The sequence below is a fragment of the Virgibacillus subterraneus genome, assembly GCF_900110695.1.
Lineage (GTDB): Bacteria > Bacillota > Bacilli > Bacillales > Amphibacillaceae > Lentibacillus > Lentibacillus subterraneus.
In genome coordinates, this window is the sequence record NZ_FOEH01000007.1 from 58,043 (window position 1) to 79,755 (window position 21,713).

Genomic DNA, 21,713 nt, shown 5'->3' on the forward strand with positions numbered 1-21,713 from the left:
GTTTATACATTCATTATTCACGATACATGTATTGTTTAACCCAAGAGAAAAATGTTATTCCATTTTTGCCAATTCTTCTACCATCATTTCGTAATTCATTGCCCCCATCGCAATAAACTGTATACGACCATTTGAATCAATCATGTAGGAAGTTGGATATGCTCGAACTTGATAAGCATTAGCTACATCAGAATTTTCATCCATCAATATTGGGAATGTCAGCTCAAAGTCTTCTACAAATTCTGTGACATCTTCTTCACTATTTTCAGTTTCTGTTAAATTAACGGCTAAAATCTCTAAATCTTTATTTTCATAAAATTTTTGCATATCCGGCATTTCCTCTCTGCATGGAGGACACCATGTAGCCCAGAAATTTACTAAGACTCGTTCTCCTCTGAAGTCAGATAATTTTACTGTTTTCCCTTCAAGTGTTTTCAATTCAAAATCAGGGGCAATCTGTCCTTCTTCAAGCCCAACTTCATCAGAATTAACAACCTCTTCTTCCGCATTTTCCTCTTCATCCATCGGTGCTGAGATAGAATTTCCAGAGATATTACCATCTTCTTCTTGAACGGATGTATCATCATTTGCAATTGCAAAATCATAAACGGCCCACCCAATCATTCCTATTGCAAGTACGATAACAATCAATTTTTTCATTTGAATGCACCTCCTATTATCCTAATTTTGATAACCATGTTCCTTGTATTAAATCAAGTAGAAATCCTGTAATACGTGGCATTAGACCAAAAAATAAGACCAAGCCCATGATGATCATAATCACCCCGCCTACTTTCATAATCACTTGACTATGACGGACGATCCATTTTGTGGACCCAAGGAAGAAAGTTAGAATAATAAATGGTAACGCAAAGCCTATAACATACATAACAGTGTAGAATACACCTTGACCAGGGTTACTTGCAGCTAATAGCAGAATTGATCCAAAAATTGGACCTATACACGGCGTCCACCCAGCAGCGAACCCAAGACCAACAAAGAAAGTCCCCAAATATCCAGCCGGCTTTTTGGAATAATTAAAACGCCTTTCCTTCATTAATGCAGTTGGACTAATCCACCCTGCAATAAATAATCCCATTATAATAATGAAAACCCCTGCAATACGTTGAAGAAACAATCCAGAATCACCTAGTAGTAAATCTTGAATCCATTGACCCAAAAATGAAGCGCCTGCACCCAAGCTGATAAATACTAACGAAACCCCTAGTAAAAAGAAAGCAGAATGACTCAATAACTGACGACGTATTTTAGTGTTCTGATTTCCTTGTAACTCTTTAACACTTATCCCGGTGATATACGATAGATAAGCAGGAAAAATTGGTAAAACACAAGGTGACAAAAAAGATAGTGCTCCTGCTCCTATCGCTAAAAACATTCCTGCGATTAACATTGTGTCAGCTTCAATTCCCAGCATTAAAATCCCTCTTTCTGTGTTTAAGAATGTTTATTTAGAAACTTATAGTGAAACAACAATAAGTTAAGATCCAATAATATAATTGCTAGTTACGATTTAGATATAAGGAAATAAAAAAGTTAATCCTTCTATGTATGGTTTCACTTCATATTAGCATCTGAATCGCTTTGTCATGCTTATTTACCCAGCCGATACATGATGAATTTGAATCTTTCTAATCACAGATTACAATTTCTATGTGAAAGTTTGATGAAAGTAAGGATTTTTGATGCAATAAGTCTATGACAAAGTGGTGACAAAAGAATAATGACTCGTGAATAATGAATTAACCTGGAATAAGTTTAAGACGCGCGCAAAGTAAGCAATGTGAATCCTTATTCCGCTAGAGAGAGGAAGGCTGTTCCAAGAGGGAGGAAGCGGAACCTTTAAAATCAGTAGAATATTGGGATTAAAAAAACATTTAGCGGAATGAGGTTCCGGCAAGTAAGCAAAGAATCTCATTCCGCTAAAAGAATTGTTTATTTTCTTTTTGAACGCATTCCTTTTAACAAAGAAATATTATTCGAATTAAGAAGTTCATTATATTTATAACTATTCACTTCAAACATCGCGATTTTCCCTTGACCGTCATAATGTATTCCCCATCCATATTTTTTTACTAATGGAGAAGCTCTGAAACAGGCTTTAGGTTTTGAAAAAATTGCTTACGTAGTTCATCTAGATTAGTTAATCCGATTTGTTTCTTGATCAAATAAGTTTTAAATTGTACATCTTCTTGAGTATATTTGTAAGGATTATTTTTGATTAAATCATATTCGATGGAAGCGACAGTAGGCTTTCCGTTTCTTGGGAGAGGTATAATAGCAGAATCAACTGTTGAATCCTCAGAAATTATAATGAACGTGTCTTTATAACTAATAAAATAACCTCCTTAGTAGGATCAGAGTATGCTTTATTGATAATTAACAGTCATCCATTTTCAATTTCCTTTATTATTTTCGCAGGATTTCCACCTGTCACAACGTTATCTGGCACATCTTTTGTAACAACTGCGCCTGAAGCGACAACAACATTATCACCTATTTTAACTCCAGGATTTATAATAGCTCCTCCACCAATCCAGACATTGTGACCGATAATAACAGGTATTCCATATTCTACACCTGATATTCTCTCATAGGCATTTAATGGATGTGTCGCTGTATATATATGTACACCCGGCGCAATAAAGCAGTTTTCACCTATTCGAATTTCACAGACATCCAACAATACACAGTTAAAGTTAGCATAAAAATTTTCGCCAACATGTATATTGTAACCATAATCACAACGAAACGTTGGCTCTATGTAAAATTTGTTTCCTGTTTTACCAAACAGCTCTTTTAATAATTCGGTTCTTCTGTTGTCATCCGTTTCAATTGATTCATTATATAACCTTGTTAACCTTCTGGCATTCAATCTTTCTCTTACTAATTCAGAATCATCGGGGTTATAAAGTTCGCCACTCAACATCTTCTCTTTTTCAGTTTTATTCATAATTGAGCTCCTTCTATCAAATTACGTCGTCTTTTTCCAATAAGTCTTTGTTCCGTTATTTGTTAAAATTGTTTTTCTTGGCACTTGAGTTAATAAAAGAACGACATTAAGTATATCCACTGAAGATGCCATAGCATTTAACAATATAAGAATTTTTATTGTAGGTGTTAAAATTCCGATTAGACTTAAAACAATTGGCAAAATGATTGAAATTAAAACGAATGGGGCAATAGTGACTACTATATATCTTGATTTTAATATTTCTTCTTCGGTTAGTACATAACCACCAAACGGTGTAAGTCCAATAAACGTTTTCTGAGATTTAATAAAGTTCGGTATGAACGTCAAATGAAGCAGTTCGTGTAAGATGATAAGTGAAAATATCCATATAATTACATCTAAATTGATTGTTATTGATATGGAATCTGATGACAACCCAAATTCGCTCAAGGTAATAGTTGAAAAGACATTTAATATACTAATGCTAATTATGGCATTTAAAAGCATGAAAGGAATAGATAATACTGTAGCAGCCCAAACACTCTTAGGTTCTTTCATGGGAATCCAGTCGTTATTGACTAGGTTTAAATGTAATTGTTCATCAGCCTCTGGCATTTTATTTTGTATTTTCATAAAGTCACCCCCCCCCTAACAACATTCAATTTCCATCAGCCAGCAATCCTGATGTACTCCCTCATGAAATTCACGCTTAGGGAGAACTTTAACTTTTTTAAAGCCACATTTTTCATAACACTTTATAGCTCTAACATTTCTTGTTTGAGGGTCCATTACTACTCGGACCGCCTTTTTATCCTTGACTAAATAGGTAACCATAGACGAAACAAGTAACGTCCCGATTCCCTTATTCCAGTAGTCTACTTCGCCTATGAACTGGTCTATCCCGTAAATATTCTCCTCTTCATTATGATAGCCATAGATCTTTTTCGTTTCACCATCCAGTTGATAAAATTGAATATATCCAATTCTAGTTCCTTTAAACTCTACAATACATTTAACAGCATCATTTTCTGAGTTATAAAACTCTTTCTTAATTTTGTCTAAATCAAAAGGTTTATCCCGTCCCTCATAAAACTCAAGAACTTGTGGGTCGGAAAGCCACTTTGCTAATATATGTTTATCTTTTTCTTCTATTTCGCGAACTCTTAAGCTATCATTCTGAAATAACATAACATATAGCCCTTACTCACTATTGGCAAACGCCTAGTGGATTGCCATCTAAATCAAAAAAAGTAAAATATTTAGTGTTTCCTTCTCCGCCAATGTCATTAACGTTGACATTCTTTTCACACAACAATTGATAGGTTTCTTCAATATCTCCATTAGAAATGAAATTATAATATTTACCTACACCAAAATTATTATCAGGAAACTTCATTGGCTGATAATCTAATGTTCTTACAAGACATATTACTGTTTGAGACGCTGCTGAAATATTCATAACAGCGGCTTCTTCTTCAATGTAGTTAAGTGTAAGGCCTAGTTTTTCTTCATACCATTTGGCTGATAATTTCGGGTCTTTTACTGGAATGAATACTCCCTCCATGCCTCCTAATAGTGGTTTAGTCATATAAATTAGCTCCTTTACATTAATTTTTAATAAGTTTACTTTTCTTTTTCGGACAGTAACTTATCTAGTTTTTCTTCTACTCTGCTTCATCGCTTGTTTCTTTTAAAAAACATAATAAATAATGAAACAATAACTAGAACAGATTATGACAGCAAAAATAAATTATGGACAAGGATCATTCTTTCCTAATGAAAAGCCATCAAACAGACGTCCGCCGTAAGGTAATAGCACAATGTCAACAAACTGGATTAGTTGCTTTTTTTCACCAGTTTTATAAAAATCATCAAATGCCTTAACAAAACGTTCTGCAAACTCAACATCATAATCTCTTAATGAACGTACAATCCATTTAGACGCACCAATCCACCTATGATTTGTCCTAAGTACAAATTCGCTTACCAATTCAGCAAGCGTATTGGCTATAAATATTCCTTCTGCTCTACTATCGCAACCGATAAAATCATCGAGTGTATCAGTAATAAAGTATCGTTTCGTCTCTATTGTTTCTGTTAACCATTGTTCTGGACCTTTAGCTATTAATTCATTTGCCTCGTTTTTTATGGCCTCGACTACCCCATTATCTTTTAAAACAATACCTTCTGATACCATTCTAGGCATGGAAGGTCTAGCTCTTTCATAGTCACTTTTAAAAAACGCTTTATAAGAGATTAGGTTATGAGCAAATATTTCTATTTTCCAGCCTAAATCAATTAGCGATTCTCTATATGAAGAACTGAAGTTATCATCAAATATTACAATGTCAAGATCTGATGTTTCTGTTGCTTCACCACGAACCACACTGCCAGCCAATAAACCTCCATCACAATTTGGAAATTGCATATTTATAAACGTCTGTGCCGCTTTAATTGGACTTAGCTTTTTTAGTTCTCCCATTGTCCACACCTCTTACATATACTCTAATTTCGAAAGTAACGAATTCCTAATTACGGCTAATTTAGTGAACGCCAATTATAACGTCATAATAGAATCCAAACTTACTTTTCTTCATACAAACACTAGGCACTGATTTTTCGGGACCGTCGCTCACTTCAGGGTTATGGATAACGTAACAATCACCATATGTTTTATCTTGAGAGTCATGTTCATTTTGTATATCAGCAGTAATAGCACTAATTGGATAGCCATTAAAAAAGATAGTACGACGAATGACTAATTGATTGGAAAAAGACATTGAAAAATATAGAACAAGAAATAAGACTATTAAGGAAGATATGATGATCAACTTTAAATTTTTGTTAAAGAGATGAACATCCCTCTACACGTCATAATTAAACTAATGTTTATTTTTTGGCTGAAAGAAAAATATGTTCAAGATAAGTAATAAGCAGAAGATAATCAGAACAAATGCTGGGAATAAAATTAAACCAGAGCCCTCCGCACCAAAAATATAACTCAGGCGATTACCTACAAACACGGCAAAGGCAAATTCTACAGATAAGATGATGAAGACAACCAAAGTATTTATTAGAAAATATCTGGAGTATAGCAGACTAAGTAAAAGAATAAGTATTCCTGTAATTATTATTAAGGACAATTCTACATTACCGATTTTATGTTCCTCCCTTTACTGCTAGCTTATTAACAAAACTCTATTTTTCTTGCTTAAAAATATAGAAATTATCTCCTGCTGTTTCTGAAAGGACTTCATTTTCAAAATATAATCCTTCATCGTCATCAATTCCGTAACCAATTGGAGCATTCACTCTTGCTAACGCTGCCTTTAAATTTTCTTCTTCTTCCCATTTAGAGAAGTGAACACTTATTACACAATCTTTTATAAGTCCCAATCCGTTGAGGAAGAGATGCTCATTCCTGGAATTATCTATAGGTGGTATGACGCAATTCGAAGGACTAATTAAAGCTCCTGCTGAAAACCCTGCAACTGGGGCTCCATTTTCATACAGTTCTATGATATGTTGGCCTATTGGTGTATCAACTATATAGTCACGGTAAAGCTCCGTTTCTCCACCCGAAATAATTACTCCTGTACAAGAACTTAACTCCTCTAGAGTAGAATGATTGGTATTTGGCGAGAGCGGTAAATAAACAAATCTCTCTACATAATATTCTTCCAGTATACTAGTGTATATTTGCATATACTCTTCCCAGCCATCCCTCTCGATGAATAGGATAGCAACCTTACCTTTGTTACTAAGCGCAAGGTCAGCAAACTTTTCGCCAAATTTTTTACTGAACGGTGGACTCCCACCAAATATAAATAGATGTCTATTTTTCAAAATTTCACTCCTTAAAGCAGAATTTGAAGTCACCTTGATTTTCAAGCATCAGCAAGTACAAGCCATCAGTACATTACCGTCAGGATCAACAAAGTTAAACCAGGCAAAGTCTTCTCCAATCCTTTCTATTTCCCTTACAATTTCCACATTATTATTTTCCATAAAATTGTATGCTTCATCAATGTCCTCCACAAGAAGGTTGCAAACTGGGTTAGGACTAGGTTTATGTATAAAATTTTTATCAAATTTATGGTCATCCAATGTTAACCCAGTTGCACCATCGATCGGAATGTTAAAAACGGGGGATTCTACACTATTCCAATCGTAATCAAATCCAAAAATATTGCTGTACCACTCCACTGATTTTTTTAGATCTTCAACATGAATGAATACTGTTCCAATCTGACTCTTTATAGGATTAGAATAATTTCCCATCAATTTCCTCCTTAACAACTCCTGCTTCTATATAACTTCTTACCAACATCCAACTATTGTCTTCATTTCTCTTGAATGTTTCAAAAAATAAATTTACGGTTTCCAGACTTTTCCCTTCAATAACTAAAGTAGCTGACATTATCGCCATCGTTTCATCATCGCGTAAAGGCAGAATTGAAATTTCATTTAATTCCCATTGGGCATCGTTTTCCTTCACGAAATTAAAGCCCTGCTCCCACCCATTTATTGCTTCTTCATAACCGAAATCTACTACTTCGCCGCCTGATATTTCTCTGGCTTTATAGTCATTTGAAATTATGTATTTAAGCTCTTCTAAAGATGATCTTTTCCAAATGTCTAAAAAGTTATCAAGAAACTTACGGAATGAATTATCCATTAAAAAACCTCCTAAAAGCCTATAATTGAAACGCTTTTTTTATCATTTGAGCTACCTCTTCAGCACTCAAATTTGTGTTATTTATTTTTATATAATTCTCCATCTCGATTTCGCCTTCGTATGAATTTAATCTAAGCGTGTCTAAAGTGCTTAGTAAATCTTGTTCCGATTGTTCGACGTTTCTTTTCGTTGGCTTTTGGTCAAGTCGATGGGGGGTTTTATTCCGTTTAAGCCTTTCTTCTACATCAGCTTCTAATTCAACGAAATAAATTTCACCTTCAGAACTAAAGATATTAGCCATCTTATCGACAGCATCCCAATCTTCCTTTTCATTAAAAGCCCATACAAAAGTAAATATCATGCCATACTTATCACTTTTTGAAAATGACTTGAATATTTCTTCTCGAAACAGGTTTGATAGTCTCCACATTTCCGGCGTAAATCCGTAAAATGGTTCAAGAAGATCAATCGTCATATGATTATGTAATAGCTTTAAGTCCGTAATTTTTGCCAGTTCCTGTCCAACAGTCATTTTACCCACTGCTTGCGCTCCAAAGATTAGAACAAATTTCATAAGGTTACTCCCCCTCTTACTACTAAATTGACCAGTAAATTTCTTTATCTTCCGTTCTGATTTGTTCAAATCCTGTCTTTTCCAGAACGCGGATAGACGGAATATTACTTTCTGAGCAACTGGCTGTGATTTTGTTTACATTCTGTTGCTGTAATCCCCAGTTCACCATAGCAATTGTCATTTCTGTCGCATATCCTTCACCTTGATAACTGGGAACAATGCTATATCCCAAGTCCATTTCTCCTTTTTCATTCGGTCCACCCTTAAATCCCATGTCACCCATAATCGTATTATCTTTCTTATGAATGATAATACCTTCCCATTCATTTTCTTCTGGGTACTGTGTAAACCGATCTATTTTATAGGAAAGCAATTGTTTATAATCCTCCAACGGATATTCGTCAGCCGCTTTATAGTCTGTTATTTTTCCCAATTGATTTTGACCAATCAAAGTCGCCTTCATCATCTCAACTGTAAATGTAACTAGGGTTAGTCTGTCAGTATTTATGTACGGCAATTCTTAACATTCCTTTTCTATTATTATTATTCTAGAATTTTCCTCTTATTTTCAGGCTGCTTCAACCAGTAACGAACACCTTTTCCAGCATGTGTCTCATCATTATACCTTGGTATCACGTGAAAATGACTATGAAATATAAACTGACCTGATACTTCGCCGACATTCCATCCGAGTGTGTATCCATCAGGAGAATATTCCGATTCAAGATACTTAGTTGCAGCTTGTAAAAGTTCATATGTATCATTCCACTCTTCTTTTGTTAATTCTAACGCATTAGCATGGTGCTTTTTTGGGACTATGAGACCGCAGCCTTAGAATACATTCTGTTCCCTATTGTGCTGTAAAAAATAGCACGTCTCATTTTCAAATACTATATTCTGCTCATCATCATCCATTGGATTGCAAAACGGACAATTTTTATCGTAAGCCATAGCTGCCTCCTTAATTATTAATATCTGAATAACTATCAGTCTTGAACAAAACCTAATTCGTTACCATCTAAGTCAGTAATCGTGAATTTTCGGGTACCATACGGTGTTGAAAACAATTCTTCAATGACATTAACGTTATCTTTTAGTTCTATCCATAATTGTTCAACATTGTTTGTATTAAAATTAAGTCTGCCGAGAGATGGGTAGTTTTCATGTTCCATTATAGCGAAGGTTGCTCCATTATCCGCTTCAAAATGCGCGTAATTAGGTTTTTCAGGTGGCCATGTTGCAACTACTTTAAACCCAAGTGTAGACTTATACCAATCAATTGCTTCGTCTAAATCTTTAACATTGGCTCTGACATGTGCTAGTTTTGTTTTCATTAATCTCCCTCCTCCTCTATTCATACCATGCTTTCTTTGGTCTATTTTCTGGATACCCAATCTTTGTACGATAATCCTTTCTTTCTTTTGTAAAATCAAACCATTTCTTACTACTGCTTGGATCATTCGCAAAGTATACAACACAGCGAATTTGATCTTCGACACAAGGATCCGTCCATACACCTAATCGTTGTTCCAATTCATCCAATAGCTCAGCACCATTTTGATCTTTTAATTCTTTTAAGGAATAAATGTCTAAGCGGTGTACTAGTTTCTCAGCTAGTTCATAACCAATAGAAGGCACTTTCTGAAATTCAGCCAATGCTTTAACAGTTCGCGCTCTATCATCTGAAATACCTAAAATTTGCGCTAATTCTTCTCCACTATACGTATGTACTTCACTTATATTTATTTTTGCTCTTCTAAGTTGGACTTTTTCATTTTGAGTTAGTTCCAATTTTGGATTAAAGCTCAATAACTTTTCTCCTTTCTATAAGATTCATCAAATTAGATTTCGACAAAATAATTGAATAACCTTCCTTCCTGAATAAAATCTCCCAGATTATTAGGGAACTTGGCCTTCGTTAAACCTTTATGGCGGTGAAAGAGTAAAGTATTATGCTTTCTTAACTGCTTAAAAAAAGACCCTTGCCGATAGTAGCGGTTTCAGCAGGAGGTAGAAAATCGCATACGAGTTAAGGGTACAGAATTTACAAACGAGGGATTGCAGGGAATAGAGGAATGAGGATCCGGCAGGCTAAGCAATGTGGATCCTCATTCCGTTAAATGGAAGAAAACTGTTCCAAAAGGAATAAATCGGATCCTGGTTCCGCTAAAGGTACAAAATCAATGGATTATGTGGGTTAATAAGACAAATAACGGAACGAGGATCCAGGTTCTGAACCCCTTAAGCTTTTTCTCCCAAAAATGACCCCCTACTCACTTAGCAGGAATTTCTGTGTTTACAAGGTATTAGTGCTTTGTAATGCTTCTTCAATTCCACTCATTATATCAAATGCCCCATCTGACTTATTAGAACAAACAACAACCTTAACTGATGAGTCAGGATAATAGGCAGAATGAAAGCTGACACCAGGGTCATAGCCCATCACATGGTACTTAATGACATTGTTTTCCGCCCGTTTAATCCATGTTCCATAACCATAGAAGCTACTTTCATTGACTTGTGCATGAGCTGATAAAAGCTTTTTTGTGTTCGATTCATTTAATAGTTGATAATTCAGAAGCGCTTCCCATAGCTTAGTCATATCATCAACCGTCACATATGCGCCACCATCTGAACCACCTTTTACAGGCAGGGAATAAATATTTGTTTTCCAGGTTCCATCAGGGTTATCGATATAGCCTAAGGCAGTGTTTGATGGTAGAGAATCAAAGGAAAAATATCCTGAGTTCTTCATGTTAACTTTACTGAAAATGTATTTCTGAACATATTCAGAGAATTCCAGTTTACTAGCCTGTTCCACTATCAATCCTAACAAAATATAACCCGCATTATTGTAATGAAATTTTTCTCCTGCTGGAAATTTCATTGACTCATTTTGAAATAACGGCAAAAAATCGCTTAACTTACGTATGTGATACATAGGATTTTTAACCCACAACTCATCAAAGTCCTCCATTACTTCCTCATCAAAATAGTCCGGTATTCCCGAAGTATGGGTCAGTATATGGTGGACTGTAACTTTATCATCGAAATGCTTAAAGTCTATAGCAAGACAATCGCTTAACTTAGATTTAAATGAAAGTTTACCTTCTTCGACTAGTTGACAAATCGCTATTGCAGTAAAGAGCTTACATCCAGATGCTATACCAAAGCGAGTCATGGAGTTATTTTCTAATTGATCAGATCGATTAGCGAACCCATAGCTTTCATCAACTAAAACCTTATCCTTGTCCTTAACATATACCGCTCCTGAGAAATCAACCTTACTTTGAAAATCTGAGATTACCTTTTTTAAATTTAAATTTATGTTCATAGCTATTCCTCCAAAATTACGTATATTTTTAATGTTATTACTAGTTAAGAATAGGAATCGCTTGAACATAACAAATAATATCAAACTGTATTCCTAATTATACGAATATTATCATTGCTAAAACCTCCAATTTTTTATTGAATTAAAGCATAGCATAATTGAAAGCTAACATAACCTCTTCCATTAATTTATTGGCTTACAAATGGAAAAATATTAACCTTCAATAACACCTAAATACGGTATCTTCTTACCCTTAATCACCGCAATTAATATTGGTCCATTTTCCTTTGCGGGGTTATATATTTTTGTTCCTACCGGCAGCTTTGATGCTGTACCACTTTCAAATTCCTTTGGAGTTGTCGATTGCTTTGTAATTTCAAAGTATTCATCACCTAAACTTAATTCCAGTTCATTAACCCAGCTAACGTTTTCAGCGTTTATATAAACAACATCAATTGTCGCAAAGATATCAGCATCCTTGTTAGCAGCTAATAACTGTTCAGCATCAGGATTTCCTATGTCATTTCCGTCTGTACTTTCATCCGAATCACTATTACATCCCACCATTAAAACTGGGATGCTTAATAGTAATAAAGCTAGCAACAATCTCCTCATAAAATCCCTCTCTCAACAGAGTCTCTCACAATCTATCAATTCAAATCCTTCTCATAAACAACATTACCACTCTCATCTATTCCTCTTAGCGAAAGCCTTCTATATTCATGTTTCTGCTCATTCCAATGAAATAAGAACATGCGATGATTCTCTAATTCATATGAAAACGTTCGAATTTGATCTTCACTAACTTTTTCTGCTCGGTCATATCCTTCCACAACGTCTAACTCAACCTCGGCAATTTCTGGATTTGTTACTATCCCATAAAATCTCATTAGCATATAATCTTCTTTAATCGTTGAGCCTGCCATGAATGGGTTATGTCCTGATCCTGTTTAATTTCATCACCTCCGACTCCACTACCAGGGCGCCAGAAGATTCCGGCATGCCTCACAACCATATTCGCTGAAAACCAATCTTTATATTTTCCAAGATAAATATGAACATCTCCAAGGTCGATATCTTCTACAACTTTGGATGGTCCATAGTAATAGGTTCGCTCAGACTGCTCATGTGCTTTTATGGGAGAAAGATGATAGTAGTTTAGATACCGAGATTCACTAACTATGAGGAAAATCAAAAGAGCAGCGAGAATCCATTCGGTGATTGCCTTTTTGTTAATTTTTGTCATATTAATGATCCTCCTGGTTTAACGAAAACTCCGTTTGGAAAGATTTATCGTACCATCTAAAATCAGCTATAATCGTATCGACATCATCTTTTAAAGGCTTATATGTATGTATTATAAATTCTCCCCATGATTGACCGGACGATGAACCGCTGCTAGCGTTATAGCTGTTTCCTTTCCCATCCATTAAATCGATGGCCCCACTCGGAAAAGACCAACCTGATTCCTCCGTATGTACTTCATATATTAATGTTGTTTCATCATCTGAAAGTATAAGATGTTTAAATCTAATTTCATCCTGACCTATTGTTACTTCTTCGTCCAGGTCAATCATTTTTGCATCTCCACTATCTACCTGCTTTTGAATATCTTTTGGGATGTCACGATCAAACGTCGATGCTGTTAACATGATAATATCAGGAATAAGAATAATTAGTGCAATAACGATAAATAGACGTCGAATCCATTTCATCATTTGACCTCCTTCACAGCCATTTAACTGTCCATAATCTTAACAAAATAATATACTAGCTTTTATCACTGAAAAAAATAATCTCAGACCGTACCTCCTGATCGATTTCAAGGATTCCAAATGAATAATATGGGAGTGTCCGTTTATCCGTTGGCGATCCAGGATTGAATAATAGCGTCTTCTTAAAGTACTTCAGCATTGGAATATGCGAATGGCCATAAATGATGACATCCATAGCCTCACCTTCAAAGGCTTCAATAGCCCGCTTTTCTGTTGACTTTTTATCCCCATGCCCGTGGGTTACTCCGATTTTATGTCCGGCCACGTCAATTATTTCCTTGAGAGCAAAGTTTTCTTTTATATCGTCACCATCGACATTTCCATAAACACCTTCCACCTCTGCATACTTAGTGAGCATGCTGTGAACCTCCATCGATTTCCAATCGCCAGCATGAATAATCAATTCAGCACTTTCTAATTCTTTAATAAGCCGGGATGGCAGCTGTTTACCTTTTCCGGGCATATGCGTATCCGCTACTACAATAATTTTCATTTACAGATCTCCATTCTAAAGATTATATACGACAAATTGTACATAAATCTGCACCATCACATATAAAGCAATTGCATACTTCAGATTAAACTTAATTCCATTTTTATAACCGCTTAATCCATTCGTACCACTCAATATAATAACTGGCATAATTAACGGTGAAAGAAGTATCGAAATAGCACTTCCGGAAGTTATCGACAGGACAACCAATTCTGGCGGATAAGGAAGTGAGATACTTTCCAATATCCCTGCAACTAAAACCATTACGGTCAATGGACCAAGCCCCATAAATCCAAGAATTATAACGATAAACGGAAGGAAATATAACATATTAAAGAATGGTATAATTTCCTGCAGGTTATAGATCATTTCGATAAAATTCGCCCCAAGACCGGTTTGATTTATCCCCAATATCATTACGCCAGCAGCCAGCATTATACTGAATTGATACCCCTGGCTAACAAGCCCCTCTCTATAATATTCAGTTGTTTGCCTAAACAGTTTCATCGGGCTTTTTTTAATCATGAAATAAATACTGGTCCATACAATAATAACCAGTGGAATAAGTACCATCAGCGGGATTGAAAGAACTTCATATAATATAAAAATTGAGCCAAATAATGTTATGAACAGAAAAGCGAATTCTAAAGAATTACGAATTTGCTGTTTTCTATTAGAAGAATGGCTGACTACCTTATCAATTTCTGTTTTTATATCAGATGTTAAATTCACACCATAACGTTTCTCATCGAAATATGAAAAAATCACAGCCATCGCAATGGCGCAAACCGTCACCACGAATCCTTGCAAAATGGTTACCCATAACGAAGCGTTCAACGCCTCGACAGCAAAAGTGAAACTTGGGATGCTGATTATCCATAACGTTGACAGTGCAAAAGCACGCAAAAGTGCTGTCCCTTTAAAATTTTCCCATGCTTCGCCCTGTTGATTTTTCAGAATGTCATCAACGAATCGATACATAAGCGGGATTGACCCAAATAATAAAAAATATGAAATAATATGAGTGAAGAAGATCATTCCAAAGTAAAATTTACGACTTGTATCAAGCATTCTGTGTGCTAAACCAATGATTTCTTCAATATATGGCTCTTCTCGTAATACCCAGCCAATCATTGGCACAATAATTAATAGTCCAATAATACTGCTCATTTGTAGTAGACCATTCTGTATATTTTCAAAGAACGAATCTCCGGCAAGCGTAATGGTGATTAAGCCTGTCAGAAAAAGAAATAGTGGTAATTTAAATTGTTTTAATGTCAGATTTATCCCTGCAAACACCAATATTAGAAGTCCGCTTAATGCCTGCAAATCAGCCAATAATTCGCTGTCCACAAAAAACGTGACAAAGTGTAATATGCCATACAAGAAAATTGATAGCCTTAGTATTCTCGACAAATACATGTTGATTAACTCCTTAGTTTACTCCTGACATTAATAATGACAGACAACTAATTGATTGTATAGATAAGCTTTTTAATAATGGCTGTATTCAAAAAGATTGATGTTGATTAGAAACTTGGCACTCTTCAAGACTTGTGGTGGATATCATAGTTACACTTATCCAGGATGAAAGTTGGTTTAATTTCATAACTGCGTGAAATACTGTGACACAATGCGGAAAAATACTTTACCGCGTTCTCATAACCTCGATGAAGACACTTTTCATGCTATTTGAACAGCGTTCGCGTTCTCATAACCTCGATGAAGACACTTTTCACGCTATTTGAATAGCGTTCACGTTCTCATAACCTCGATGAGTGACTGTTTCACGCTATTTGAGCAGAAATTTTCCATGGTGAACGCCCCGGCCTTCTTGCGAGCAAAATGTACTCAGTACGTGGGATCTTCAGACTGTTCCTTCGACGAACAGGACGTTCTTGTATCGGCGATGAAATTGTGCCTGCCTTAATAAAAAAAGTAACTGCCCTCATTTAATGATAAGCAATTACTTTTTCATTTAGCACTTTATTTGATTGCCTTGCTAACTTTTAACTTTTTCCCTTTAATTGTCGTATTCTCCATGGCTTGCAGAACAACTGAACCTTTGCCATTAAGAATATCAACATATGATAAACTATCCTTAATTGTTATAATCCCGATGTCATCTGCTGATACACCAGGAATTTTAGCTATTGTTCCTACGAAATCTACCGCACGAATCTTCTTCTTTTTGCCACCGTTAAAGTGAAGCTTCATGATATCTTTGTTGATTCGTTCTGTTTTATTATTTTTAACAATCCGGCGACCACTAAGTTTCTCATCGAAAGTGGCTTGTTTGCTTGCAACTTCCTGACGGTTAGGTGCCTCTATTACAGGTATCTCAAATCCAATGTATCTTTCAATAGAATTAAGTTTTTTTCCTTCATTAGGAGTTGCAAACGTAATCGCTTTTCCTTTATTACCGACACGACCTGTTCTTCCTGTTCGATGAACGTAGCTCTCTTTTTCCATTGGGACATCATAGTTAATCACAAGCGTCACATTGTCGATATCGATTCCCCTAGCAGCTACATCAGTTGCCACAAGATATCGGAATTCGCCCGTTTTGAAACCTTCCATTACTGCAAATCGATCGTCTTGTTCTAACCCACCATGAAGTCTTTGACAGGGATAATTGGCCTGATCTAATTCAGTAAAGACAATATCAACGTGTTCTTTTGTTCTGCAAAAAATGATGCAGCTATCTGGGTTCTCAACAACCGTTACATCTTTTAACAGTGGAATTTTTTCTTCATTTTTCACTTCAATTAGTTTATGCTGAATAGTACTCGTTGTTATACCGGTATCTTCAATATCAATATGAGTAGGATTCTTCATATATTTATAGCAAAGATTCTCAACATCTTTTGGCAATGTAGCTGAAAACACCATCGTCGCTCTATTTGCAGGAAGTTCTTTTATAATCGATTCTACTTCGTTAATAAAACCCATATTTAGCATTTCATCTGCTTCATCTATTATGAGGTAATTTATTTGATCTAAAGCAAGTGTCCCTCTTTCGATATGATCCATTACTCGTCCGGGTGTACCAACCACTACATGTGTTTTTTGTTTCAATTCCTCTTTTTGTCTGGCAAAAGGTTCTTTTCCATAAACCGCTGCAGCTTTGATCCGTTTGAACCTTCCTATGTTTGTTACGTCTTCGCGAACCTGCACTGCAAGTTCCCTGGTTGGTGTAAGAATAATGGCTTGTGGATTTTTTTCTTCCCATTCAATCATTTGGCAAATAGGTATACCAAAGGATGCGGTTTTACCAGTGCCTGTTTGTGATTTCACGACAAGATCTTCATTTTCCATTGCTCTTGGTATTACTTCACGTTGGACTTCAGTAGGATTTTCGTATTTAAGAACATCTAGCGCTCGTTTAATTGTGTCACTTAAATTATAATCCTCAAAATTACGTTTACTCATGTACTAACCCTCGTTTTTTCGTATTATCCGACTTATATATAGGATTCTCTAAGGAGAGCTATCATATTCAAAATCTGACTATGTTCATTATACACGCTTATTGCTATTATTTCTTTAATTTGTTATAATTAGTTGGTTTTAATAATATTTAGGGGGAACTTTTTTGTCAATTGAAGTAGGCAGCAAGGTACAAGGTAAAGTAACAGGCATCACCAATTTTGGAGCATTTGTAGAAATTCCTGGAGGTACAACAGGTCTCGTGCATATTAGTGAGGTAGCGGATAGCTATGTAAAAGATGTTCACGACCACCTCACAGTAGGAGACCAAATTGAAGTAAAAGTGATTAGTGAGAAGGACGGAAAGACTGCCTTGTCCATCAAAAAAGCAATAGATAAACCCGAAGGACAAACCTCATCTTACTCTAAGCGCCCATCACGCCAGGGAAGTAACAGAAATTCCGGTCCAAAAGGAAATTTCAAATCAAAAGATAATTTTGAAGATAAAATGGCTCGTTTTTTAAAGAGTAGTGAAGAAAATTTATATACACTAAAACGCAGTACCGAATCAAAACGAGGTGGCAGAGGCGGAAGACGCGGATAATCTGCTGTGATTTATAGATAAAAGCAAGTCTGTTTTAACAGGCTTGCTTTCTTTATTGTACTAAAATGGGAGGATTTTTTGACCCTCCAGTTATTCTAAGTGTTCTTGCAACACGTTAGATGTTTCGGCTAACTTTTCTTCCTCAATCTCCACATAATAAGTTTCATCAATCATTTTTTCATTATAACCTTCTCTCAAATCAATAATTTCAACTGATGTGGAATCACTATCGAGTATGTTGAATTGATCTTTGGTCATGTTCGTTTCGCTTTGTTTCACAAGTTCTTTGATTTTGGAAATTGATAAATTTTCCTTTACTTCGTGCATGAAGTTATTCCTATTGGTGTCATTTTTAGTGAGGCCTAATGATTTGGCAAGGTTTTCTGCTGGAATAGTCGCATAATAATTAATAGGAATGTCAAATAACTGAGAAACTGTTGCCATTACTGTTTTAGGTCCTGCACCATATGCCCCTGCGTGTAATAATTTATCCTTTTTAATTGTTTCGCCTTGCGCATCCAGTATTGAGACATACGTATCACGTGGGACAGGTACAACCTTCATACTCTCATCATCGCTATTGTAAGCTAGTAGTATGTTTAAACTAGTTCTACTTCTTGGTTCTTCTCCCATCAGTAAAACAGAAAAAGAGTTATTATTTTGCTGTGATGCTAATTGGTTATCACCATTTTCATCCCCAGAATAGATAATGGGTAATAACACACCTATGGATAATATAATAACTAGAAAAGTTGCTGTTACTGGTCCAATCGATTGAAAAAGGCCTTTGAAATTGCTTTTCCTATTATGCTTCTTTTGGATTTTGGTTATAGTTTCCTCCCGATCCTGTTTCGTAAAGTTCAGTTCTTCGTCATCCAAGTAGGCAAACAGTTCTTTAACGAACTTCTTATTCTTCATAAATACTTGCCTCCTCCATCATTATTTTAAGTTTTTGCTTTCCTCTTCTAAGCCTTGTCTTTACAGTACTTATGTTAAGACCAGTAACTTCCACTATTTCGTCCATAATTAGGGACTTATAGTAATAAAGAAAAATGACTTCACGATAACTTTTGGGAAGAGAAAAAATAAGTTGCCTAATTTCCTGATTTTCAGATTCCTTGATTACTTTATCCTCAGCTGACGGCAAGATTGATTTTGCAGTTTCTTGTACAAAGCTTTTTGCTTGAACCTTTCGATGATGCCAACTTCTTAAGTAATCCTTTGATTCATTAATAGTAATACGGTATAGCCATGTTTTTAGCGATGATTCATTACGAAAATCATCCAGATTTTTATAACACTTAATGAAGCTGTTTTGAACAACATCCTTAGCGGTTTCTTTATCTTTTACATAGTTGAATGCCAGTCGTACCAAGTCATTTCCATACTCAACCATAATTTCCTCTAGTATGATTTCATTTCTGTTTTCATCCATAATCCCCGCTTCTCCAATCTGCCTCTGTAATTCGAACATTTGACGGATGCCAATTTAAAATAGTTTCAGGATGGTGATTAATGATATAACTTTCGTACATATTAAGGATAAAGGAAAAGTGTATTGGAGGTATAGACAATGGATAAAAATTATCGCGAGTATCGAACTGGTCAAGGTGTACCTGAAAAAGGGGAGTATATATGTCAATCCGGGGAAAAGGCAAAATTAAATGAGGATGAGAATTTCCCGGCCTGTCCTGTCAGTGGTGATGAGACAACCTGGAAGAAGGATGATCATTAACATTCGAGTAGCACCCCTACTCGAAAAATATTCTATTAATCTATTCTTTTTGTCGTATTATGTAAACTTTTGACTTCCTTTGTAGAATCTATTGAATATTTTTATAAAAGTAGTCATAATAGATTTCGTTGTGTGTTAAGACTTTTGACCTAACTATTTAATCGCTAGAGAGGGAGAAGATAAATGATTGCATTAGTTGAACCAACTCGAAATAATTTGCCTAAGGAGATTTTAATGAAAAAGAAAGAGATGATTGAATTAGGTATGAAATACGGACTGGCTAATAAACGCACTATAGAATGCAGCCAACAACTTGATGATCTATTAAATGAACATTTTAATGTCAAACAGTCCTACTATACTGCTTGATAGTTTCTATACCTATTGATTGAGGACTGATTTAAACCTCAATCACTCTCAATGATTATTTCAATTAATACATTCGAGTTGGTTTTTAACCCTATTGTTTTGGAGAACCTGGTGGATAATAATAAGGTGGTACTTTAATCCATCCACGCTTACGCATAAGTGTCTTTAAAGTTGTTCCAAACGTTATCCAATCTGTATAAAAATCAAGCCATATCATACCAATATCACTTCTAAGTGAATCCGCTTGTCCTTTAGCACAGGATTGCATACATGTTACTAGCTTAAATGCAACGCCATTTGTAATTTCATTATCTGTCAACTTCACTCCTAGAGGAATTTCGTTCGGTTCTGAATTTGGTTTTGATGACGTCACATCAGGTAACGGAATTCCCTCTTCTTTCATAAACTTACTTAATTTTTTCACCTGGGATTCACACAATTTAATGACATCCTGGAGCATTTCTTTTACCTCATCATCTGCTGTTGTGTTTAACCCAGATTCTTCATAACGAATGAATTCTTCCATAATTGTAAGGTATTTCCAGCAGTCACCTGCTTCAACTATATTCAGAGGGGATTTTGGTTCATTCATATTATCCATTGACGTTTTCAGTGTGTTCCAAACTGCTTCAAATGGATTAGACATAATTCACACCTCCTCGTTAATATTTTCTCCAATACTCGTAAATAAATGTAATAAAATTGTCTTATAAATCTAATGATATAAAGCTCTTACTTTATCCAGATCCTCTAGGAAGTGTATGATTTCCTTCCGACTCAACGGAACAAGCATTTGGTCATATAATGTAAGAATTTGTCCATTAGCTTCATGTTTATGGTTATTCAGATATTCAGAAAGGTCGTTTAATTGATTTTCTTTAATAATTGACTCCGTTGAAAAATGTTTAATTCTTTGTAAAACAAACTCATTTGTTAAATCATCAAACTCGCCAGAAATTATGTTTCCATTTAAGATCATGATTTCACCCCCTGTCAAAAAGTCCTGTTATTTATAGTTTGCCCCAAAAAGCTCATTTTTTGTAAGTGAACTTAAAAATGTGGCATACCCAATAGGTACACCACACTCTTTTGTTAATTATCAATTTAATAACCCTTAGAAACAACGTCTAATTTCCCTGTGTCAGGATTAATTACTAATCCGTGAACAGGTACATCCTTAGGTATTAAAGGATGGTTCTGAATTGTTGAGACACTTTGCCTTACACTGTCCTCGACACTATCAAACCCCTTTAAAAATTGTTTCAAATCCACTCCGGCATTTTGCAGTGTGTCCAATCTTTCTTCACTTATGCCACGCTCAGTCATCTTGCTCATAATACTCTCTGATTTCAAACTGGACATGCCGCAATCATGGTGACCCACAACACATACCTCATCAGCCTTAAGCTCATAAACCCCAACAAGAATACTTCTCATGATGCTCCCAAACGGATGTGATATAAGCGCACCAGCATTTTTAACTATCTTCACATCACCGTTGCCTACATTCATCGACTTCGGAAGCAGTTCAACCAAACGTGTATCCATACACGAGAGTATAACGAGTTTTTTGTTGGGAAACTTTCCTTTTTGATATTTTTCATATTCTTTGTTTTCTACAAACTTTTCATTATGTGTCAAAATTTCATCTAGTAATGTCATCCAAATTCCTCCTAATGGTTAAATTTATTATCTTTATTTTACTATAAAATAATAATTATGTCGTATTTTGTAAGGTTATGACTTCTTTT

At 35.4% G+C, this 21,713-nt stretch carries 31 protein-coding genes and 1 pseudogene; 3 read left to right on the forward strand and 29 right to left on the reverse strand.

What is annotated here, in order from left to right; all coding sequences use genetic code 11:
- Nucleotides 1–54: 54 nt before the first annotated feature.
- The 24 genes and pseudogenes from BMY13_RS16645 to BMY13_RS16760 form a co-directional block, all read right to left on the reverse strand.
- Nucleotides 55–660: a peroxiredoxin family protein gene (locus BMY13_RS16645; RefSeq protein ID WP_092493372.1), complete on the reverse strand. Its 606-nt coding sequence runs from the start codon at nt 658–660 to the stop codon at nt 55–57.
- A 16-nt stretch (nt 661–676) separates the two neighbouring features.
- Nucleotides 677–1,435: a cytochrome c biogenesis CcdA family protein gene (locus BMY13_RS16650; protein WP_092493371.1), complete on the reverse strand. Its 759-nt coding sequence runs from the start codon at nt 1,433–1,435 to the stop codon at nt 677–679.
- 518 nt (nt 1,436–1,953) lie between these two features.
- Nucleotides 1,954–2,354: pseudogene (locus BMY13_RS19810) on the reverse strand (DUF6157 family protein).
- Nucleotides 2,355–2,404: 50 nt separating this feature from the next.
- Nucleotides 2,405–2,971 (reverse strand): maltose acetyltransferase domain-containing protein, encoded by a 567-nt coding sequence (locus BMY13_RS16660; RefSeq protein ID WP_092506011.1) that lies wholly within the window; start codon nt 2,969–2,971, stop codon nt 2,405–2,407.
- Nucleotides 2,972–2,992: 21 nt separating this feature from the next.
- Nucleotides 2,993–3,604, reverse strand: a complete 612-nt coding sequence (locus BMY13_RS16665) for a DUF3267 domain-containing protein (RefSeq protein ID WP_092493368.1) — start codon at nt 3,602–3,604, stop codon at nt 2,993–2,995.
- Nucleotides 3,605–3,619: 15 nt separating this feature from the next.
- On the reverse strand, nt 3,620–4,159 hold the full coding sequence (locus tag BMY13_RS16670; protein ID WP_092506013.1) for a GNAT family N-acetyltransferase: 540 nt from the start codon (nt 4,157–4,159) through the stop codon (nt 3,620–3,622).
- Between the two features lie 19 nt (nt 4,160–4,178).
- A complete protein-coding gene (locus BMY13_RS16675; RefSeq protein ID WP_092506015.1) occupies nt 4,179–4,559 on the reverse strand; it encodes a VOC family protein in 381 nt (126 codons plus the stop codon).
- Between the two features lie 162 nt (nt 4,560–4,721).
- Nucleotides 4,722–5,453 (reverse strand): nucleotidyltransferase domain-containing protein, encoded by a 732-nt coding sequence (locus tag BMY13_RS16680; RefSeq protein WP_092493365.1) that lies wholly within the window; start codon nt 5,451–5,453, stop codon nt 4,722–4,724.
- Nucleotides 5,454–6,169: 716 nt separating this feature from the next.
- Nucleotides 6,170–6,817, reverse strand: a complete 648-nt coding sequence (locus tag BMY13_RS16685; RefSeq protein ID WP_092506017.1) for a Type 1 glutamine amidotransferase-like domain-containing protein — start codon at nt 6,815–6,817, stop codon at nt 6,170–6,172.
- 48 nt (nt 6,818–6,865) lie between these two features.
- The gene (locus BMY13_RS16690; protein ID WP_092506018.1) at nt 6,866–7,252 is read right to left on the reverse strand and encodes a VOC family protein; all 387 of its coding nucleotides are present in this window, start codon (nt 7,250–7,252) and stop codon (nt 6,866–6,868) included.
- Nucleotides 7,236–7,649: a flavoprotein gene (locus BMY13_RS16695; RefSeq protein ID WP_092493362.1), complete on the reverse strand. Its 414-nt coding sequence runs from the start codon at nt 7,647–7,649 to the stop codon at nt 7,236–7,238. Before BMY13_RS16695 ends, BMY13_RS16690 begins: the two co-directional genes overlap by 17 nt.
- A 19-nt stretch (nt 7,650–7,668) precedes the next feature.
- On the reverse strand, nt 7,669–8,223 hold the full coding sequence (locus BMY13_RS16700) for an AAA family ATPase (protein WP_092506020.1): 555 nt from the start codon (nt 8,221–8,223) through the stop codon (nt 7,669–7,671).
- A 22-nt stretch (nt 8,224–8,245) separates the two neighbouring features.
- Nucleotides 8,246–8,740: a GNAT family N-acetyltransferase gene (locus BMY13_RS16705; protein WP_092493360.1), complete on the reverse strand. Its 495-nt coding sequence runs from the start codon at nt 8,738–8,740 to the stop codon at nt 8,246–8,248.
- A 26-nt stretch (nt 8,741–8,766) separates the two neighbouring features.
- Nucleotides 8,767–9,042, reverse strand: coding sequence for an HIT family protein (locus tag BMY13_RS16710; RefSeq protein WP_425445167.1), 276 nt, complete (start codon nt 9,040–9,042; stop codon nt 8,767–8,769).
- 167 nt (nt 9,043–9,209) lie between these two features.
- Nucleotides 9,210–9,557 (reverse strand): VOC family protein, encoded by a 348-nt coding sequence (locus tag BMY13_RS16715; protein WP_175476847.1) that lies wholly within the window; start codon nt 9,555–9,557, stop codon nt 9,210–9,212.
- Nucleotides 9,558–9,573: 16 nt separating this feature from the next.
- Nucleotides 9,574–10,032, reverse strand: coding sequence for a helix-hairpin-helix domain-containing protein (locus BMY13_RS16720; RefSeq protein ID WP_092506022.1), 459 nt, complete (start codon nt 10,030–10,032; stop codon nt 9,574–9,576).
- A gap of 487 nt (nt 10,033–10,519) precedes the next feature.
- Entirely contained in the window at nt 10,520–11,557 is a 1,038-nt protein-coding gene (locus BMY13_RS16725) for a serine hydrolase domain-containing protein (RefSeq protein WP_175476848.1), read from the reverse strand.
- A 213-nt stretch (nt 11,558–11,770) separates the two neighbouring features.
- Nucleotides 11,771–12,172, reverse strand: coding sequence for a hypothetical protein (locus tag BMY13_RS16730; RefSeq protein ID WP_139180795.1), 402 nt, complete (start codon nt 12,170–12,172; stop codon nt 11,771–11,773).
- A 35-nt stretch (nt 12,173–12,207) separates the two neighbouring features.
- Nucleotides 12,208–12,447 carry a hypothetical protein gene (locus BMY13_RS16735; RefSeq protein WP_092506024.1) on the reverse strand — a complete coding sequence of 80 codons (240 nt, stop codon included), beginning with the start codon at nt 12,445–12,447 and terminating at the stop codon, nt 12,208–12,210.
- Complete coding sequence (locus tag BMY13_RS16740; protein WP_092506026.1) at nt 12,447–12,803, reverse strand: hypothetical protein; 357 nt, start codon at nt 12,801–12,803, stop codon at nt 12,447–12,449. The genes BMY13_RS16735 and BMY13_RS16740 overlap by 1 nt, the downstream gene beginning before the upstream one ends.
- 1 nt (nt 12,804) lies before the next feature.
- The gene (locus BMY13_RS16745) at nt 12,805–13,272 is read right to left on the reverse strand and encodes a hypothetical protein (RefSeq protein ID WP_092493354.1); all 468 of its coding nucleotides are present in this window, start codon (nt 13,270–13,272) and stop codon (nt 12,805–12,807) included.
- A 55-nt stretch (nt 13,273–13,327) separates the two neighbouring features.
- Nucleotides 13,328–13,825 carry a metallophosphoesterase family protein gene (locus BMY13_RS16750; RefSeq protein ID WP_092493353.1) on the reverse strand — a complete coding sequence of 166 codons (498 nt, stop codon included), beginning with the start codon at nt 13,823–13,825 and terminating at the stop codon, nt 13,328–13,330.
- Between the two features lie 15 nt (nt 13,826–13,840).
- Nucleotides 13,841–15,247, reverse strand: a complete 1,407-nt coding sequence (locus BMY13_RS16755; protein ID WP_092506028.1) for a hypothetical protein — start codon at nt 15,245–15,247, stop codon at nt 13,841–13,843.
- A gap of 564 nt (nt 15,248–15,811) precedes the next feature.
- Nucleotides 15,812–17,257, reverse strand: a complete 1,446-nt coding sequence (locus BMY13_RS16760) for a DEAD/DEAH box helicase (RefSeq protein ID WP_092506031.1) — start codon at nt 17,255–17,257, stop codon at nt 15,812–15,814.
- Nucleotides 17,258–17,420: 163 nt separating this feature from the next.
- Here BMY13_RS16760 and BMY13_RS16765 point away from each other — a divergent pair, with 163 nt between their 5' ends.
- Entirely contained in the window at nt 17,421–17,858 is a 438-nt protein-coding gene (locus tag BMY13_RS16765) for a S1 domain-containing RNA-binding protein (RefSeq protein ID WP_092493350.1), read from the forward strand.
- 90 nt (nt 17,859–17,948) lie between these two features.
- Here BMY13_RS16765 and BMY13_RS16770 read toward each other — a convergent pair whose 3' ends face one another.
- Entirely contained in the window at nt 17,949–18,776 is an 828-nt protein-coding gene (locus tag BMY13_RS16770; RefSeq protein ID WP_092493349.1) for an LCP family protein, read from the reverse strand.
- Nucleotides 18,766–19,293 carry a sigma-70 family RNA polymerase sigma factor gene (locus BMY13_RS16775; protein WP_092493348.1) on the reverse strand — a complete coding sequence of 176 codons (528 nt, stop codon included), beginning with the start codon at nt 19,291–19,293 and terminating at the stop codon, nt 18,766–18,768. Before BMY13_RS16775 ends, BMY13_RS16770 begins: the two co-directional genes overlap by 11 nt.
- A gap of 138 nt (nt 19,294–19,431) precedes the next feature.
- On the opposite strand from BMY13_RS16775, the gene BMY13_RS19575 reads away from it, so the two are divergent.
- Together BMY13_RS19575 and BMY13_RS16780 are read left to right on the forward strand one after the other, a co-directional pair.
- Nucleotides 19,432–19,593 carry a hypothetical protein gene (locus tag BMY13_RS19575; protein ID WP_175476849.1) on the forward strand — a complete coding sequence of 54 codons (162 nt, stop codon included), beginning with the start codon at nt 19,432–19,434 and terminating at the stop codon, nt 19,591–19,593.
- A gap of 183 nt (nt 19,594–19,776) precedes the next feature.
- Nucleotides 19,777–19,962, forward strand: coding sequence for an aspartyl-phosphate phosphatase Spo0E family protein (locus BMY13_RS16780; protein WP_092493347.1), 186 nt, complete (start codon nt 19,777–19,779; stop codon nt 19,960–19,962).
- Between the two features lie 91 nt (nt 19,963–20,053).
- On the opposite strand, the gene BMY13_RS16785 is transcribed toward BMY13_RS16780, so the two are convergent.
- The 3 genes from BMY13_RS16785 to BMY13_RS16795 form a co-directional block, all read right to left on the reverse strand.
- On the reverse strand, nt 20,054–20,608 hold the full coding sequence (locus BMY13_RS16785) for a DUF3231 family protein (RefSeq protein WP_092506033.1): 555 nt from the start codon (nt 20,606–20,608) through the stop codon (nt 20,054–20,056).
- 69 nt (nt 20,609–20,677) lie between these two features.
- The gene (locus BMY13_RS16790; RefSeq protein WP_092493346.1) at nt 20,678–20,941 is read right to left on the reverse strand and encodes a hypothetical protein; all 264 of its coding nucleotides are present in this window, start codon (nt 20,939–20,941) and stop codon (nt 20,678–20,680) included.
- Nucleotides 20,942–21,066: 125 nt separating this feature from the next.
- Nucleotides 21,067–21,624 carry a beta-class carbonic anhydrase gene (locus BMY13_RS16795; RefSeq protein ID WP_092493345.1) on the reverse strand — a complete coding sequence of 186 codons (558 nt, stop codon included), beginning with the start codon at nt 21,622–21,624 and terminating at the stop codon, nt 21,067–21,069.
- Between the last annotated feature and the right edge of the window lie 89 nt (nt 21,625–21,713).